General features: G+C 70.3%; 8 protein-coding genes (1 of these 8 cut by a window edge). All 8 read left to right on the top strand.

Translation table 11 applies throughout. The features are described 5' to 3' along the window. The first annotated feature begins 364 nt into the window (after window positions 1-364). Window positions 365-1933 carry a type VII secretion protein EccB gene (gene eccB, locus OG504_RS14905; protein ID WP_405990275.1) on the top strand — a complete coding sequence of 523 codons (1569 nt, stop codon included), beginning with the start codon at window positions 365-367 and terminating at the stop codon, window positions 1931-1933. Between the two features lie 221 nt (window positions 1934-2154). Next, window positions 2155-2493 (top strand): hypothetical protein, encoded by a 339-nt coding sequence (locus OG504_RS14900; protein WP_093629627.1) that lies wholly within the window; start codon window positions 2155-2157, stop codon window positions 2491-2493. Between the two features lie 59 nt (window positions 2494-2552). Further along, on the top strand, window positions 2553-2876 hold the full coding sequence (locus OG504_RS14895) for a WXG100 family type VII secretion target (protein WP_405990274.1): 324 nt from the start codon (window positions 2553-2555) through the stop codon (window positions 2874-2876). Window positions 2877-2997: 121 nt separating this feature from the next. Further along, complete coding sequence (locus OG504_RS14890; protein WP_019075404.1) at window positions 2998-3447, top strand: type VII secretion system-associated protein; 450 nt, start codon at window positions 2998-3000, stop codon at window positions 3445-3447. A gap of 97 nt (window positions 3448-3544) precedes the next feature. Continuing rightward, a complete protein-coding gene (locus tag OG504_RS14885) occupies window positions 3545-6676 on the top strand; it encodes an AAWKG family protein (RefSeq protein WP_405990273.1) in 3132 nt (1043 codons plus the stop codon). Continuing rightward, on the top strand, window positions 6673-7122 hold the full coding sequence (locus OG504_RS14880; protein WP_405990272.1) for a YbaB/EbfC family nucleoid-associated protein: 450 nt from the start codon (window positions 6673-6675) through the stop codon (window positions 7120-7122). Before OG504_RS14885 ends, OG504_RS14880 begins: the two co-directional genes overlap by 4 nt. 7 nt (window positions 7123-7129) lie before the next feature. Beyond that, on the top strand, window positions 7130-7495 hold the full coding sequence (locus OG504_RS14875) for a hypothetical protein (protein ID WP_405990271.1): 366 nt from the start codon (window positions 7130-7132) through the stop codon (window positions 7493-7495). 18 nt (window positions 7496-7513) lie between these two features. After that, a protein-coding gene (locus OG504_RS14870) for a hypothetical protein (RefSeq protein WP_405990270.1) crosses the window boundary here: on the top strand, window positions 7514-19571 show its 5' end (the start). It continues 24614 nt past the right edge of the window; only the first 12058 of its 36672 coding nucleotides appear in the window; the start codon lies at window positions 7514-7516; its stop codon lies beyond the right edge, outside the window.

Here is a 19571-nt window from a genome sequence, read left to right as displayed (position 1 = left end):
GGCAACCACCCGTCCGGACCGACCCGGGAGCCGCCGTTCCGCGACGAGGGCCGGGTGAACCGGCCGCCGTTCCGGGCCGGTTCGGGAACGGCCGGTCCGCGGACAGGGTCCGGCCCGTGGACCGGGACGGGAGCCGGAGGCGGAGCGCGGGTGGACTTGCCCGCCGTTCCGCGGCGAGGGCGGTGAACAGGCCGCCGTTCCGGGCCGGTTCGGGAACCGTCGGTCCGCGAGCGCGGGCCGGGCACGTCGAACGAGAGCGGGAACCGGACGCGGTGTCACGGGCCGACCGGCCCGTCGGTCCGCGAGCAGGGTCCGGGTACAGCCGGGCCAACCAGAAGCAGAACGACCGAGCCAGGAGGAAAGCGTGCGGTCGAAGCGCGACCAGGTGCAAGCGCACACGTTCATGATGGGCCGCCTGACCTCGGGCATGCTGCTCGCCGACCCGGACGCACCGGAGAGCCCGCTGGGCCGTACCAGCCGGGGCGCCCTCGTCGGCCTGATCGTCGGCGTGCTGTTCTGCGCCGGGGCGCTGGTGTTCGGGCTGCTCAGGCCCGGCGGCAACGACGCCTGGCGCAGCGGCGACACCCTGATCGTCAACAAGGACACCGGCGCCCGCTACCTGTACGCCGACGGCAGGCTGCGCCCGGTGCGCAACTACGCCTCGGCCGTGCTGATCGGCGGCGCCGACCTGAAGACCACGTCGGTCGGCTCGTCGTCCCTCGCGGGCACCCCCGTCGGCCGGCCGGTCGGGATCACCGGTGCCCCCGACTCCGTACCGGGCACCAGTGACCTGGAGTCCTCGCCGTGGGAGGTCTGCTCGACCGGCTCCGGCCTGCAGACGACCCTCGTGCCGGGCGCCCCGGTGGAGACCGACCCGGTCGGCGCGAAGTCGGCGCTGGTGGTCAAGGGCCCGGACAAACACACCTACTTGGTGTGGCAGGGCAGCCGCCTTGAGCTGGACGAGGACTCGGGCGCCGCGGAGTCCCTCGGCTACGCGCCCGTGACCCCCCGCCCGGTGTCGGCGGCCTTCCTCGACGCCCTGGTGACCGGCCCGGACCTGGCCACCCCGAAGGTCGACGGCCGCGGCACGACCGGCCCCGAACTCGGCGGCAGGGCCACCCGGATCGGCCAGGTGTTCCGCGTGGTGGCGGGCTCCGGCAACCAGGAGTACCTCCTCCAGAAGGACGGCCTGCACCCGGTGACGGACACCCAGTCGGCGCTGCTGCTGGGCGATCCGGACACCCGCAAGGAGGCCTACGACGGAGGGGCGCCGAACGTCGTCACGATCGACGTGTCCGACCTGCGCGCCCACCAGGCACCGGGCTCGGCGGGCACCGACCCGTCGGTCGCCGGGCTGCCGGACACCCCGCCGAGCGCGCTGGCCCTGGCGGCCGGGCAGTCGGTGTGCGCCCAGGTCGACCCGGCCGACGGACAGGTGCGGGTGACCTCGGTACGGGTCGCGGAGAGCGCGCTGTACCCCGAGGCCCAGGCGGACCCGACGGCGCTGACCGCGGCCTGCGTGAACGTCGACCGGGTGGTCGCGCGGCCCGGACACGGCACGCTGGTACGGGCGTTGGGCGCGGCCGGCGAGACCGTCGGCGACACCACGTTCCTGGTCGGCGACGACGGCGTGAAGTACCGCATCCCGGACGCCAACGCCCTCGCCGCTCTCGGCTACGGCGGGGCCACGCCGGTGAAGGTGCCGTCCACGCTGCTGTCGATGCTGCCGACCGGCCCCGAACTCAGCGCCCGGGCCGCGGCGTCGGACTCCGGCTCGGTGGGCGGTGGCACGGGCGGCGCGGCGGCGCAGTGCGGCACGGGGGCCGGCGCCGGTGCCGGCGGACGGTCCGGTATCGAGGCCGGTCTGCCCGCGGTACCCGGTCAGGCCCCGGCGGGCGGTTCCCTCAACTCGGCCTCGGAGGCCGGGAACTGACGGATTCACGCCGATGGAGATCGTGTTCACGCCAAACTGGATTCACTCCAGAACCGCCGACCGCGGAACCGCGTGTTCCGGTCAAGTTGCCTACCGGTAAAAGCATCTGAACGGAAGCCGTCGGCAACCTCAGATCTTCCTCAGTTCGTTGTCAGCGCAACTTCCGCCAATCTAGGCTCAGTTGTACTCGTACCTCAGATCGACTTACGAAAGGTGGGACGATGGCTGGAGATGGCCAGCAGTCAAGCGAAGGTTCGACCCGGAACGGAATCCAGGCCCTGGAGAGCGCTTTCAGCGGCATCGTGAAGATCCGTCAGGATGTCGACAGCACCCGTTCCACCCTGGGCAGCGGCTACCAGGGCAGCGACGGTGGTCAGTACGGCCAGCTGCTCACACAGTGGGACGACCAGTGCAACGTCATCCTCAAGAACCTCGAGGACGTCATCGACCGGCTGAACCAGAGCCTCGTGGAACACAACAAGACCCAGGGTTCCTCGAACGACTCCATCAACCAGGCGTACAACGCCGCGCAGTCGGCCTTCGACCAGCTCGCCGGCTGACCTCGCGTCACGTCCGATCCCCCCATCGCGCAAGACTCATCGCGTAAGAGAGGCAAGCTGTGGCAGACAACCTGTCCGACGGTGTCATCTACGTCAGCTACAACCACATGTCGAACGCCGCGGACGACATGGTGATGCAGACCAAGGCGATCGCGCAGACGCTGTCCAACCTCGAGGCGGAGCTCAGCGAGCTGTCCAAGACCTGGTACGGAAACGACGCCGACACCTACCGCCAGAAGCAGGCGGCCTGGGACGGCGCGGTGCAGAACATGGAGACGCTGCTCACCTCGCACTCGCAGCTCCTCAACGAGATCTCGAACGGCTACAAGTACAGCGAGAACTCGCTCAGCCAGATGTGGTCCGAGGTCACCATCGGCCGCTGAGCCGGCCGGCTCCACCGCACCGACCGGTCTCCTCGCGGTCGGTGCGGTCGTCCAGGCTCCTTCCCGTTCCGTCGCCGCGCCGTACGCCCAGGGTCGGCGCGTTCCGCCCGCGGAGGCACCCATGGCAGATCTGACCCACCTCGACTCGACCGCGCTGAAGAACTTCAAGAACACCGACGTCGCGGACTTCATCACCGATCTGGTGAACATCCGCAAGGACAACGCGGGCGTCCGGTCCCTGAAGAACCTGATCGCCGAGACCGGCGCCGGCTCCGCCCAGGGCCTCGCCAAGATCCTGCGCATCGGCCTGATGAACGGCGGCGACAGCTCGGACCCGGTCGGCGGGTCCACGCTCGTGGAGGCGCTCAAGACGCAGGCGACCGCGCTGGACAAGATCCTCACCGATCAGAAGACGCTCTTCGACGACATCGACGACGCCCTGGACGAGACGATCACCACGCTGCTGAAGACACAGGGCGACAGCCTCGACTCGATCGACGGCGAGAAGCTGCTGGACATCTTCGACACCGTCGACGGCGACATGAGCGGCAGCGACTCGAAGACCTCCTGAGGCCGGTGCGCGGCCCGCCGGCTCCTGCTGAGCCCGGGCCCGTACCCCGGAGCCCCCCACCCCGTCCCCCCTCCTCCTCCGCAGCGGAGTCCGCCCCATGGCCGAAACCACCACCGGAACCGCCAACTACGACCCGGACGACTACTTCGCCCAGGCCGTCACCGACTTCACCGGCTACACGATTCCGGCCCGGTCCAGCCTGTTCGACAAGCTCAGCAGCTCGAACAGCGACGACTTCGGCGACCTCAAGCTGTTCCGGATGGACATCCAGGGCATCGACATGAGGTCGGTGACCGCGGCGGACTACTCGGCGATCGGCGGCTGGCAGGTCAACAAGGGCGAGGACTACGACCTGGCCTTCTACGACGCCGGCGGGGACGGCGCCCACAACAGCGTGAAGATGAAGAAGGCCCGGATCGTGATGATCGGCGTCACCGTCGACGCGAACGGCCGCGCCACGCTCTGGAGCGGCGGCGAGGTCACCGGCGGCGGCGCGTTCGAGGGCTCGTACTCGCACGTCCAGTGGGACTCGGGGCCGATGGCCCAGTACATCTCGGGCAGCAAGCTGGTCCTCGACCACCTGCTGGCGTCGCCGTACTCGACACAGGGCTTCTCCTACAGCGGGCTGTCGGTCATCGACGCCAACGCCGTCGACATGCTCTCCTTCGAGAACACCGGGCAGTCCTTCGACCGGGTGGTGCAGTTCTTCAAGGACCACTCGGACATCGTCGACAAGTGGATGACCTCGCTCGGCGAGGACCAGGCCGCCTGGAAGGGCAAGGCGGCCAGCCTCTTCTGGCATCTCCTCGACGAGCTGAAGACCAACTACAACGGCTACGTCTCCCAGTTGGGCGGCACCGACTACACGCCGACCAACACCACCCTCGGCGGCTACGTCCCGAAGTCGAAGCTGAGCGACGCGCTGGCCGCCGCGCAGACGGCGCTGAAGCAGGCGGTCACCGATCTGCAGACCGCGTGGAACGACTGGGCGTCGGACGGTCAGCACGACCCGCACTACCACCTGAAGAAGATCCTCGACGAGATCAGCCAGTGGGTCATCAACAACAACATCAACCACGTGCTGTCGTCGCACCATTCCACCTACAGCCAGTACGGAGGCGGCGACTACACCTCCTACTCCACGGACGCCAACTTCAAGCAGTCCGTCCCCGAGTACGGCGACCTCACCCAGCACACCACCTGGCAGAAGGTCGCCGACGCCGCTGTCAAGAGCTGGTCGGACCACGCGGACTCCAAGCTCAAGCAGCCGTCCATCGACGCGCTCAGTAACGTGAAGAACGCCTGGGCCGACGTGCAGGACGCCTTCGACCAAGAGGTCAAGAACAAGAACAACGAGACGCTCTCCGAGGTCCTCCAGAAGGAGGAGAACGAGATCGCCGAGGACGAGGCGAAAGAGAACAACGACAATCTCAACGACAGCCTCAACAACCTCGACGACAATCTCAACAACCTCGGCGACAACCTCAACAACCTCGGCGACAACCTCAACAACCTCAACGACAACGTGAACGACAACCTCAACAACCTGGGGGACAACCTCAACAATCTCAACGACGGCCTGAACGACAACCTGAACAACCTCGGCGACGGCCTCAACAACCTCGGCACGAACCTCAACGACAACCTGAACGACAGCCTCAACAACATCGGCGACGGCCTGAACTCGAGCCTGAACAACCTGAACGACGATCTCGGCAACAGCCTGAACAACGTCGGCAGCGGGCTCGACGACCTCAACAACCTCGGCAGCGACAGCCTGCTGAACAACGACGGTTCGAACGGCAACGACCTGAGCAACCTCGCCGGCACCATGCTGAACGGTCCGTCGCTCCTGAACAACGGCAACGACTCCACCAAGGACGGCTCGACCACGCTCAACTCCCCGACCGGGGGCAGTACTCAGCTCAACGGCGACGGCAGCCTCACCACGACGTTCCCGGACGGTTCGACCCAGACCATCGACCCGTCGACGGGCCTGGTCACCACCACGAACCCGGACGGCACCACCTCGGTCTCCCAGCTCAACCCGGGCAGCACCATCACCAACCCGGACGGCTCGACGACCACGCTCAACGACGACGGCACGCTCACCACCAAGTTCCCGGACGGCACGAGCCAGACCCTCAACCCGGACACCGGCCAGGTCACCACCACGAACCCGGACGGCACCGTCAGCACGTCGACGCTCAACCCGACCGACGGCTCCTTCACCACCCCGGACGGCTCGACGGCCCAGCTCAACGCCGACGGCTCGCTGACCACGAAGTTCCCGGACGGCTCCACCGAGACGCTCAACCCGGACACGGGTCAGGTCACCGTCACCGACCCCTCGGGCAACGTCACCACCACGCATCTCGACCCGGGTGACTCGTTCACCAACCCGGACGGCTCGACCACCACGCTGAACGACAACGGCACGCTGACCACGAAGTTCCCGGACGGCTCCACCCAGACCCTCAACCCGGACACCGGCCAGCTCACCACCACCGACCCGTCGGGCCACACGACCACCACCGACATCGACGGCACCGACCTCCCCTCGTCCTCGATCGACACCAGCGGTCTCAACACCAGCGGTCTCGACACGAGCGGTCTGGACACGAGCGGGCTGAACAACGGCACCAGCCTCGACACCAGCGGCCTGAACACGACCGGGCTCAACAGCGGCGGCCTCAGCAGCGGCGGTCTCAACTCGTCCTCCGGCGGCCTGGATTCGAGCCTCGACGGCGGCTACGACGACTACGACAGCACCCCCTACACCGGCGGCCCGCTGCGCTCCGACTCCCTCGACACCGCCGCTCTCGACGCGTCCACCCCGGCCCAGGCGTCCAGCGGCACCCCGCTCAACCCGATGGGGATGGGCGGCATGGGAGGCATGGGCGGCGGCGGTATGGGCGGTGGCGGAGGCGGCGGTCAGGGCGGCACCAGCGAGCGCACCCGCGCCGTCCTCACCGACCCGAACAACGGCACCACCCGGCGCGGCCGGACCAACCGGGCGGCGAACGTGGACGAGGACGAGGACGTCGTGTACACCCGGCCCACCACGTCCAGCGCCCCGTACCCGGTGGGCGGCCCCGGCAGCAACGGCGCCGGACAGAACGGCCGTTCAACGGAGAGCGGCGACCGCGCCCGCGACGCGTGGCTCACCGAGGACGAGGACGTCTGGGGCACCGACGAGGGCGGTTCGCCGGCGGTGATCGGCCGATGAGCAGCGAGTCGATCGAGCAGCGGTTGGCCAAGGCGGTCGCCGAACTGGAGGCCACCGAGGCCGCGGTGGCGCGCGCGGAGGGTGAACTCGCCCACGCCGAGAGCACGGTGCGCTCCGTGGACCGCGCCGTCGAGGTGACCGTCTCCGCGCAGGGCGACCTGCGCGACCTGACCTTCCTGGACGACAAGTACCGCACGATGCCCGCCGGTCAGCTCGCCGCGAGCGTCCTGGAGGCGGTGCAGGAGGCCCGGGCCCGGATGGCCCGGCACGTCATGGCCACCTTCGAGCCCTTCACCAAGGCCAACCCCGAGGCACCCGAGATCACCGGTTTCGACGTCGACTGGAACAAGATCTTCGGGCCCGGTGTCCTGGAGGGCCCCAAGGGCGGCCGACGGCGCGGAGCCGGCCGGCTCCGCGACGAGATCAGCGAAGACCCGGAGGACTGAGAAGACGATGGCCTCGAACGCCTACTCCGCCGCCCCGCCCGCGCTCGTCGCCGGCACCCGGCAGATCGAGCAGATCAGCCGGCTGGCCAATGAGATGATCAACGAGTTCATCACGGACGTGTCGTCCACCTCCGGCTGGCCCGGACACGACGACAGCTACGCCCAGCAGATGCTGCCGCAGGAGAAGCAACAACGGGAGGGCTCCATCAAGACCGGCTCGTCCCTCTCCGAGGCGATCGTCAGCATCGGCGACGGCACCCTCACCAACCTCAAGAGCGTGCTGGGCACGCAGAGCGGCGCACTCGACGCCATCCACGACTCCGACATCAACACGGGCGACACCGACGGTGGTTCGCACGGCGGAAAGCACTGACGCAGCGGATCGCCCCTGATGACCATCCACGCGTCGCCCCAGCTGAACAACCTCATGTTCGTGCTCGTCGGCGAGAAGTTCCTCCAGGCCGACGAGGACATGGCATTCGCCAACGGCAAGCCGTACGAGCGGCTGGGCCGGCGTATGCGTGACCTCTCGGACCTGATCGAGCAGACCGCCGGTGGGGTCGGGCGCGCGCTGCCGCCGCAGGTCGGGAACAACTATGTGCGGGCGATGCACATGTTCCTCGACAGCGGCGGCGTCAACTACCTGAAGGATTTCGCCGACCAGCTCGACAGCATCGGGCAGTCCCGCACCAAGTCCTCCATGGACATCATGGAGTCGAAGTGGCAGATCATCGCCGAACTGGTGCGGCTGCTCATCGAGTTGCTGATCATCGCGGTGCTGTCCGCCTTCACCGGGGGTTCCGCCTCCAGCCAGGCCGCGGTGGCGAAGGCCCGCAGCCGGGTCGCCATTCTCACGCTGATGGAATGGCTGATGAAGAAGACGCACCTGATGCCCAGCATCACGGAGGCGATCGAAGAGGCGTTCACGACCTTCGCGGTACGGCTGGCCATGATGCTGGGCGCGCCCAAGGGCCGCCGCCCGCACGGGTTCGACTGGTCGCAGATCATCCAGGACGGTGTCTTCGGCGCGTTCACCGGCCTGTTCCACGGCCTGCTCTCGGACCTCGGCAAGGGCCTGAAGAACAACTTCAAGAACATCTTCAACACCCACAACCCGTTCAAGGACATCAGCGGCAACGGGAAGAAGTTCAACAACCACAAGTTCGACAACCCGGACGTCAACACCAAGCCGAACCCGAAGCCGACGCCGACCCCGAACCCGAAGACCACGCCGACCCCGACACCGACCCCGCACCTCACGCCGACTCCGACTCCGACGCCCACACCGAAGCCGAAGAGCTTCGGCGACAAGGTGAAGCACGAACTCGGCGAGGACTTCGAGCACTTCGTGACCGAGGGCGGCGCGGAGACGCTCGGCGAGATCGCCACGGCGTCCATCTTCGGCTTCCCCATCGACCCCCTGAACACTTTCCTCGGCAGCGGCCTCAGCGCGATGAGCGAACGCCATCTGGGCCAGGGCGCGGGCGCGATCGGCAACAAGTTCAACTTCACCACCCCGCCGCAGGTGAACACGCTGGGCACGGCGGACATCCCGGACGACGGGACCAACACCGACTCCAACACCAACTCCGGCTCCGACAACGATTCTTCGACCTCCTCGACGAACGGCCCGTCGTCCGATTCGTCGACCACGTCGGGCCCCGGCCCCATCAACACGACGTCGAACAACGGCAGTTCCTCGACGACGACCACCCCCCAACGCGCTTCGACGAACACCCCGCCGACGGAGTCCATCGACACCGACACCCACATCGACGACGTGAAGGTCGACGGGGGAGACCTCCAGACCAACGTCCCGCACGGCACGACGAGCACGTCCGGTGGGGGCAACTCGACGTCCAGTACGCCTACGAGTCATACGCCGACGAGCAGTACGCCGACGAGGTCGCCGGAACAGGCCGACGCGGGCGGCACCGACGAGACGCAGGGGGCCGGTCAGCAGAACGACACGTCGGACACGACCGTCGTGCCGCCGAGCACGACTACCAGCACGACCGGGTCCGGCTCGCCCTCGAACAGCGGCGGCAGCCCGCACAGCACCGACTCGGGAACTCCGGCGCCCGTGCGGACGGTTCAGCAACAGCCGCACAACACCGGTGAGGACACACAGAACACGCCGTCGGGCCAGGACACAGAGGCGCCCGCCGAGGGGACCGGTCAGCAGGACGACACCTCGACCTCCACGGATACCTCGTCCTCCGCGGACACCTCGAACACCTCAACTCCGTCCCCTTCAGCCGACGTTCCTGTCGCGAGCGGGTCCAACACCGGCGTCGTACCGCCGACTACGACCACCGGTACGGGCACAGGTGCGGGTACGGGCACGACCGGTTCCGGTGCCCCCACTTCGAGTGGGGCGGGGACGAACACGGGCAGTCCGACGTCCGGTTCCGGTACGTCGACGAACAGCGGTGGCAACCCGCGTGCTACGACAACGGGGCGCCCGGAGAACACGACTTCCGACAGCAGCACCGGCACGGACACCACGAGCACCACACAGACCACCGGCACGGAGGGCGTCGACACCTCCCACTCCGATTCCGGCACGGTCACCGACACCGACACCGACACCGACACCGACACGAACACCGGGACCGACAGCGACACCGGCACGAGCGCGGACACCCACACCGACCTGCCCGCCCCTGTCGCCACCACCAGCAACAGCGCGCCTCCTACGACCAGTTCGGCAGCGGAGTCCACTCCCGCGCCGGAGGCGACCCAGCCGTCCCACTCCGGTAGCGTCACCCCGGCTCCGGCTCCCGTCCACACCTCCTCGGACCTCTCGTCCGGCACCCCCACCCCCGATCCCGTCGTGCTCACCCCCTCCGTGACCCCCAACTCCACACCGGAACCCGGGAGTTACGAGGAGGCGCGAGGCGGGGCGACCCCCTCGGAGCGCAGTCACACCTGGGTCGATCCGGTGTCCCGGCCCCTCGGGGCGGACGGCACGCGTACCCAGTACGTGGTGCGGGCCGGTTTCGCCGTGCGGCGTTTCACCCACGACGGGGAGCCGGTCACCGATCTCACCGTCACCTACCGGCTCACCGGCAACCCGGGACTGGGGCCGCAGGTCGACGGCGTCCAGCAGCGGCTGACGGACGGTGTGCAGCGGGTGTTCAACACCCCGGGCCACCGGCTGGGGGACGGGAGCCGGCTGCACGTCACCGTCGTACCGGCCGCTCCCGGCGAGACACCGCACCTCGATGTCACTCTCACCGACCCGACGGACGGGATCCCGGCGACTCATCACTCGTGGCCGGCCGACATCTCCGACTCCGACCTGGCCCACGAGATCGGCCACCAGGTCGGCCTGCGCGACGAGAGCGGCTTCGACTCGGCCGCCCCGCACCGCGGCGGTACGAACAGCCTGATGGGTGACCCCACGCGGTTCACGCCCGCGTCGGACCCGGCGTACGCATCGGGTGGGCTGCGGCCCCGGCACCTCGCACTGATCGGCACCCTGGTCGGCGATCCCGCGGACGACCACCGCGGTGATGCCGGACGTCGGGGACCGGTCAAGGGTGCGCCCGGCGCGGACCCGCCCGCCCCGCTCACCTCCACCGTCGACGGGACCCACACGGCGCCGACCCCGGTGGCCACCACGTCCACGGACACGGTGGACATCCATCCGACGGATACGCACACCGACACACATACGGAGGCGGACACCGAGACCGAGGCCGTTCCCGCGGTCGTGCCGGTCCCGGACATCACCCTGACCTCCCCGGAGGGCGACACCACTTCGCCGACCGGGTCGGTGGTCGGCGGTGGACGTCGTCATACCTCCTACCTCGGTGGCTACGGGCGGCGCCACGACGGCCAGTTGGGGCTCGTGCACGTCGAGCCGTTCGCGCCGGACCTGGTCGACGGGCTGCACCGCCAGGTGCTCACCGCGCTCGGCCGGCCCGCTCCGGGTCCGGACGACCCCGTGCTCGCGCAGCTGAGGGACGTGCTGTCGGCGGAGCAGATGGCGCTGAACATGCCGTATCTGCGCAGCCTCGGCGGTCACCGCATCGTCCTGGACGTCGACGGTGTCGACCGCGACGTGGACGTACGGCTGACGCTCGACAACAGGCGGCCGTCCGTACGGCAGGGCACGCTCGACACGAGTGATCCCGACAAGCATGTGGAGCGGCGCGGGCAGGGCACCCGGGAGATCGTCTCGGCGCAGCCGTCCGGCACGTTCTCGACGATCCCGGTGCCGTGGACCGGGTCGGTACCGGTCGGCGCGGCGGGTCCGGTCCGCGGGGTGGACATCGCGCTGGGCGCGACCATCACCCACAACCAGGCGGACGGTTCGACCACCGTCACCCAGGTCGTGCAGACCACCAGCGCCCAGCGCAGCAACGAGCCGTCCCGCGCCTACGACTTCACCGACAACTGGCAGGTGCGCGTGGACGCGCCGGCCCCGGGCAGGGGCGACGAGAACGCGCCGGCCGCGATCACGGACGTAGGCAACGCAGACGTAGACACCACGGACGTCGCGCCTCCCGCCCCGGCGCGCGACTGGAGTCCGGCCGCGCAGCACGGGTCGGTCACCATCTGGTTCCCGCAGCACCTCGTGGACGCCGAGAACGATCCGGGCCAGGAGCTGCCCCACCCCGCCGACATCAGGACACTGCCGATCTACGGCGTGGACTCGGTGCTGCATCCGCGGCGGCTGTACGAGGGGGCCGTGGCGAACTTCCGCGACGACCTGGACGACACGGCGTCGGCCCAGCTCGCGGACTTCCTTGCTGAACCGATCCTGCGGGGCACCTTGCCGATGCAGGTCGAGGGCGGGCTGTACTCGCCGGTGCTCACCGACGCGCACGGACGCGCGGTCGGCATGATGCGGCTGGACGCGACGGTCCGGGGCACCACCCCGGTGGCCAAGAGCCTCGACAAGAAGATCAACCTCGAGAGCCATGTCGTCAACTCGGTGAAGAACGATCAGAACACGTCGTTCAACAGCGGGGTGACCTTCACCGGCAGCGTCGGTCCGACCTTCACGAACGACCACAGCGCGGGACACCCGAACGCCTCCCACGGCATCGGCGGCACCGTCAATGGCAAGGGCACCGCGAGCCTCGCGGCGCAGAACGTGTTCGGCACCAGCAACCTCGCCGGCACCATGCACGCGGTGCGCACCAACCGCAGCCACCTGCTGACCGAGGCGGACGTCGAGTACACCCTCACCCTGATCCGGCCCGACGGCTCCATCTCCACCTATGCGCCCGGGACTTGGACCCATGCTCTCGATCTGCGGGTGCTCAGCGCCGAGGACGCGGCGGGGCACGCACCGGAGCCGGACGAAGTGCGGGTGCTGCCGCCCGAGTTGGAGAACCTGGAGTCGATCGGCCAGTCCATCGCGCCGCTCGGGGTGGACGAGGGCGACGCGGATCCACTGTTCGACGACGCGGAGACCTGGCTGCGGGATCACGGCTTCCTGCCGCCGCCGGCGGACGCCCCGCACCGGGGCCGGCTGCCCGACGAGACGCTGGTGCAGGCGCAGTTGAACAATCTGCGGCGACTGCAGGAGCTGCGTTCCCCGCTCGGGCTGCGCGCGGCGACGGACTCCATGGTGGACGGCGGCCACTCGCTGTTCCTGGAGATCCCCTCGGTGACGGGACGGCGCCGGGTACGGCTGGAACTGGGCGCGCAGCGCGACCCGAACCGGCCGGTCGAGCACCGCACGGTGCTGCCCGACATTCAGGTCATGGGCCTGGCACAGGCAGCCGGAGGGGGCACCGCCCGGCTCGGCAACACCTACGGCCTGGGCGCCGGGTTCGGCGGCGGGCTCACCGTGCCCACCCCGCACGGCGGCGCGTGGACCCTGAACGCCACCGGCGACTACCAGTACGTCGGCCAGGCCACGCTCGGCAACACCACCGGCACCACGCTCGGCCACGACCAGTTCTTCATCGGGACCGGGCAGGACACCCACGAGTTCGGGGTACCGGCCCGCCTCACACTCGACCTGTACGAAGGCTCGGGCCAGGAGCCGGTCGTCCGGTTCGGCGAGGTGGCACCGCCCGACCAACACGCCCAGCCCGACCCGGAGTTGGGCCTTCAGGTCCCCCACGAGCGGGGTGTCGCGGGCACGATCCGGCTGGCCGTACCGCACGAGCGCACGCGGGCCGACGCCGAGCCCGCGCCGGACGGCGAGCCGTTCACCGTACGGCAGGTCACGCAGGAGGACCGGGACCGGCTGGCACTGACGGACCCGGCCACCGGCGATCCGCACCCGGATGTCGTCCGCGTCCCGGACGACGCGCTGATCGACGTGGTACGGGGTTCGGGGGCGCTTCAGGACGCGTTCCGGCGGATCGTCACGGGCGCTGGTGTCGACGCCAGTACTGATGCCGACACCGACGCCACCACCGACACCGACGCCGGTGCCGATCCGGCCGCCCCTCCCGGCCGTATCTCCCGGCTGGTGGACAACTTCACCGGGTTCCTGAGCAGTTCGCTGGTCGGGAGTCCGTTCGGCGACACCACCACGGTGAGCTCCGAGGCCCGGACGACCGCGCTCTCGCCCGGTTCGCTGGTCGGCCGGGGCCACCAGATCTTCAGCGGCACCTATGTGGTGGAGGGGCTGACGCTGCCCGGGCTCGGTGCCGACGGGCAGCTCGCGATCGAGATCGAGGCCGTCGCCCACACGCCCCGGCTGACGCAGAGCGTCAACCAGTACCTGGAGACCGGCATCTCCGCCGCCGACTCGGCCCAGCAGCTCAAGGGCCTGGGAAAAACCCACCAGTTCGGGGTGGGCGGCTCGGCGACCCAGAACAACCCGCCGACTCCTCCAGCGAGTTCACAGCCCGCCGGCTCTCCGGCGCCCACGCCGTCCACGCCGTCCCGCTTCAACCCGTCCGGGCGCTACCAGTACGACCGCAAGAGCGACAAGTCCGACACCCTCACCAGCGGCACCGGCACCAACCGGACGCCCACCCAGTCGGGCCTCCAGCACCGGATCACGGCCGACGTCACCTACCTGATCACCGTACGGTCCGGGCACCGCAACGTGGTCGCCAACTCCCTCGGTTACGGGCCCGGGGAGACCGTCACGCTCGCCGTGGACGTGCCGCGCGGGCTCCAGTTCCTCATGACGGAGAGTCAACTACGGCGCGACGGACGGTGGATGGGCGCCCTGCCCGAGCGCCCGGCCGACCCGTCGACGACCGGTCTGACGAGCCCGTCGCTGCCCAGCAGGTACGTCCACGACGGCACCCTCGGCCTGGCCGCGGTCAACTCGGTCACCGAGTTCTCCGACCCCGGCACGGGCCCGACGCCGACCCCGCCGATCGAGCAGCGCTCCCGATTCCACAACGACGTACGGCAGTTGGTGGACCGCTACGCCCCCGGCGCGACCACCCCCGGCCACGCCTCCTACCTGCCCGGTGTCGCCGCGCTGATCGCCGACAACACCGGGGTCGCCGGGAAGCGCGCGCTGATCGGGCGCGGCGGCGGACAGACCAGGTTCAGCTTCCGGCACCACCGGTTCGGCGGCTCGGCCCTGGTCGAGGTGACGTTCTCGGCCCGCCCCACGAGCACCGCCGCGCAGCGGGGCACCGTACGGGGTACCGCTGTTCCGGGCGAGAAGTCCGGTATAGAGCAGTGGGGTGCGCACACGGCGGAGGGCCGTTCGCTCTCCTCCTCGGAGAGCCGGACACACCGTTTCACCGGCAACCCGACGGCCCGGTTCCCCCGCCCCGACGCCGACGACCGTACGGACCGGCTCGGTCCCTCCGTCAACGTGGTCGCCTCGTCCAGCAAGGTCGACAAGAGCGGACGCACCGCCGAGGACCGGTTCTGGCTGCGTACCGACAGTGCCGCCGACTTCGACGGCCTGGACTACGAGTTGGTCGCCACCGTCCGCACCACCCTGGTCACCGACTGGCCGCCGAACGTGGTGGGCGCGCTGGTGCAGCGCGGGGTCATCGCCTGGGACGACGCCGACCCGCAGACCCGCTCCTGGCTGAGCCGCACCCTCTCCGGCGAACTCGGCGGCCAGGTCCGGGTACCGGCCCAGGTGAGCCTGCGCTTCACCGGCAGCGAGACCGACGGCACCCGGCCCCCGCTGCCGGCGCCCGCGCCGCCCGCGCTGTCCCGGGTCGACCCCCGCCAACTGCCCGGCGCCCAGCCCGCGTTGCGGGACGCCGACCTGTTCCACCCGACCGGCTCCGTCCCGGTCTACGGCTTCGACGCGTGGAGCCAGCTGTACACCGCCCTCGACCAGGTGGCCCCGGACACCGGGAGCGGCTGGCGTTCCGTGCCGGCCTCGACCTCCGACGAGAACGCGTCGGTACGGCTCGGCGAACTCATCCAGGCCGGCACGATCTCGCTGGACACGCCCCGGCAGACCGGCGGGATGCTGCCGGCGATGCCGGGTGCGTTCCCGTTGCAGAACGCACCCGACCAACGGCCCACCCTCACCGTCTCGTTGTACCGGCCGAGGGTGGTCACCGACGGCGGCGACGTGACCCTCGACCGGCTGCGGATCAGCACCCAGAGCAGCAGCACGGTCTCCGGCGCCGACACCACCGGCGGGCTGTCGCTGCCGTTCGTCCTGAGCGCCGACGACCCCGACCGCAACCTCCTCGGCGCGACCCCGCCTGTGCTCCAACGCCCGGTGGACGCAAGCAACTTCGGCAGCGGAGTCTCCGGCGGCCGCCGCGACTGGCTCAAGACCGGCAGCACCAGCCTGCCCGCCGACGGCCGCGGCACCCGCAGCTACGAGGTGCGGGCCGACGTCCACATCCAGGTCGCCGGGCCCGAGGGCGTCCGCCATGTCACCGGTACGGCCACGATCCGCGTCGAGGAACGCGACGCCCTCGGCCACGGCATCACCGAGCCCAACCCGATGCCCCAGGTCTACGACCTCCCGGCCCTGCTCACCGAGGGCACCGGCACCGCGCCGGAGGACTGGGCGACGATCCGGCCCGGGGACGTACGGAACAACGTGAACGCGGGCCTCGACCTCACGGACGACGGCTTCCAGCTCTGGGTGGCCACCGGCCCCGACGCGGACGGCTCTCGTCTGACCCTGGCCCTCTACGCCGCGTCGCGGGCGGCCCGGGACAACGGGCGCCCGGTGGAACTCGTCACCCGGGGCCCCGAGGGCCTGCGCGTCTGGCCCTTCGACCCGGACGGCACGCTGACCGGGCCGCAGGCGTCGGACTCCACCACCGGTGTCGCGTCCCTGGACCAGGCCTGGGCGGACTTCGAGCGCGAGGCCGCCGCGTTCGACCAGGCCGAGGCCGACCACACCGCGGCGCTCGACGACGAGTACGAGCAGCGGGGGCTGCGGCCCGACGCGGAGGACGCCCTCAACGACGCGACCACCGCGCTGACGGCCGCGGCGGACGAGGCGCACCGGACCGACACGGCCGCGACCACCGCCGAGCAGGAAGCGGACCAGGCCGAACAGAACCTCCAGAACCGCATCACCCGCGAGAAGACCCTGGTCGGCGGGATATCCGAGGCCCGCCGCACGATCGGCCCGCTCACCGACGCGGTCTCCGAGGGCGAGCGCCAGGAGCTGCGTCTCAGCGCCCGGATCAACACCGCCCGCCGCCAACTGGCCGACCTCACGGCCCGCGCGGCAGCGGCCTCGACGACGAGGGCCTCCGACCCCGCTTCCGGCTCCGGCGACACGGAGAACGTTCCGGTGCCGGGTCCGTCCGGCACGAACGGCGCCACGACGGTCGAGAGCGCGACGCCGGGTACGGTCACCCAGGACTCGACCACACCGGGCACGATCACGTCGGACACCGTCGCGCCGGACACGGTCGTGGATCCCGCGCCGGAAACGGTCGTAGCACCGCCGGTCGGGGACGACACCACCGGTCCCGTCCCCGCACCCACCCCCGCCGTAGACCCCCGCCTCACCCAGCAGATCACCGAAGTCACCGCGGAGATCGGCAAGTTGGACGCCGACCTCGCCGAGGTGCGGGCCGGTCTTGAGCGGGACGGTGCCGCGCTGCGGGACACCCAGGCCGGCCTGGACCGTGACGTGGCGGCCCTGAACGAGGCGCGGGCGCAGCTTCCGGGCGCCAAGGCCACGGCCGGCACCCGGCGTTCGGAGGCCGGCAAGGCGCGCGGGCTTGCCGAGGACGCGGCGCTGGTTCACGAGGACGCACGCGAGAACCATGAGCGGGCGGCGCAGACGCTCGGGGAGATCGACACCCGGATCGACAACGCCCTCGGCAGGCGCGACGCCGCCGCGGCCCGCCGGGCCGCGGCGGAGACCGCGCTGCCCGGCGCGACCGGCGCGGTGCTGGCCTCCGGACCCTCGACGCTGCCCACGTCACGCACGACGCTGGCCTCGGCCAGCCCGCGCTGGCCGGGCTCGGGCCGCCCCCGCACGGCGGGTCCCTCCACCGACAACACCCCGCTCCCCGGCGGCGACGACATCTCCGAGAGCGACAACTCGACCACCGGGGACGAGGATTCAGAGGACGAGGATGCGGGGGGAGACGACAGTTCGGACGCGGACACCGAACTGACCACTCCCGACCCGGTGTCCGTCATCCCGCCGAAGGACACCACCGGCGGGGACCAGGGCAGCACGTCCGGCGACCCCGGTACGACCTCCGCCCAGGACAGCGCGTTCGACGCCCTGGTCGGCAACACCACCACCACGTCCACCGACTTGCACAGCGCGCCGGTGGACACGTCGGACACGGACACCGACGCACCCAAGACCGAGGACAAGGGCAAGGGCAAGGCGCCTGCCCAGGACGACACCAACGGCACGTCGTCCGACCCCACTTCGTCCGACCCCGCGTCCTCCACCCCCACCGCCCCCCAGCCCGCCGCGTTCCAAGTGCGGGCGCCGCGAGGCAATCTGGTGCCGACCCGCGGTGACGGCCGGTGCATCCTCTACACGTTCATCGGCACCGACCCGGCGCGGGTCCGCGACCGGCTGACCGGACTGCGGACCCAGGCTCCGGAGACCTACGCCTGGCTGGGCGACCCGGGCCAAGTCCGGGCGGGGCTGGCCCAGTTCACCCAGTGGCGGCCGGGCACCCCGATGCCTCGGGCCCGCCACCATCTGATGCTCGTAGCCGACCAGCTGCGCATCCTCGCCGAGGACCGGCTGCTCACCGCGCGCAGTGAACGCCCGTTGCCGCACGAGGTGGTGGGCCAGGTACGGCAGACCCTCGCGGGGTGGTTCGAGGGGCGCACGGCGGCCATGAACCGTCCCGAACTCCTGGCGACCCTCGACGAGTACGGCATCACGGGGGTGACGGAGCCGGACCAGTTGGAGCGGGACGATCTCGACACGCTCTACATCGAGGCGCTGACCGGCAACAACGAGACCGGCCCGGCGGATCCCAGCGTCCGGGACATGTTCGCGTACCTGCGCGACACCGGCCGGCTGCCCACACCGGACCACCTCACCGACGACCAGCTCCGCAGGCTGCTCGGGCACGGATACACCGTCAGCGACGCCCAGTTCACCGACGCCGAACTGGCCCACGCGCTCGACGCCGTCCAGAACTGGTCCAAGGCGTACGAGAGCAACCAGGGCGAGTTGTTCCTCCCGCTGCTGGCGGACACCCTGGACGTGGCCGTGGAGGTGCTGCGGCCGGACCCGTCGACCGGCCGCGGCACCGTCACCCGCGTCGGCTCACCCACGGCCACCCGGGTCCTGGAGGTCCACTACACGGGCCTGAACCACTACAACGCCACCGACGCCGGGCCCCTCACCGTCGACCCGGCCACCATCACCCCGGCGCCGGCACCGAGGGGTCCCGGGGACGCCAACAGCGTTCAGCCGGACGGGCGTTACCGTCCCGCGCCGACCCGTGACGCCGATGACGAGCGTCCCGCGTCCCGTGTCGCCGACCCGGCGCCGAAGGACACCTGGCACGGCCTGCGTCCCCACGCCCGCCCGGCCGTTCACAGCACGGAGCGGTTCGATCCGCACGCGGACCAGTCCAACTCGCCCCGGCCTGGGGTCCTCAGCGGTGCCACGACGCTCGTCCGTACGCAGGTCCGTCGTATCCAGGCCCCCAACGGCCAGTGGATACGGGACTACACGCTCAACCTCCCGGTCACCACGACGAACCCGGACCTCGCTCAGCAGCTCAACGAGCGCATTACGGGTCTTCTGGACACACACCTCAACTCCGGTCTGGCGCTGCCCGGTTCGGGCGACCAGCTCCACATCAACCTGAACCTGATCGCGGACCCGGACCACCCCGAGACGATCACTCTCACCGACACCGAGAATCCGGGCCGCGCGGACCAACTCCACCTGGACGCCAACCACTCCGACGAGGACCTGCTCCACGAGGTCCTGCACTACCTCGGCCTGCCCGACGAACAGCGCGACAACGACTTCCTCTTGCGCAACCACCCGAACAGCACCACCGTCCACACCACCGGCGTCATGGCCACCACCCAGACGCCCGTCCACATTCCCCGCCGCTACCTCC

Origin of the sequence: Streptomyces sp. NBC_00986, from assembly GCF_045162565.1 — a bacterium.
In the GTDB taxonomy this organism is placed as follows: Bacteria; Actinomycetota; Actinomycetes; order Streptomycetales; family Streptomycetaceae; genus Streptomyces.
The sequence above is the reverse complement of the archived record's forward strand: the minus strand, read 5'-3'. Positions and strand labels throughout refer to the sequence as shown.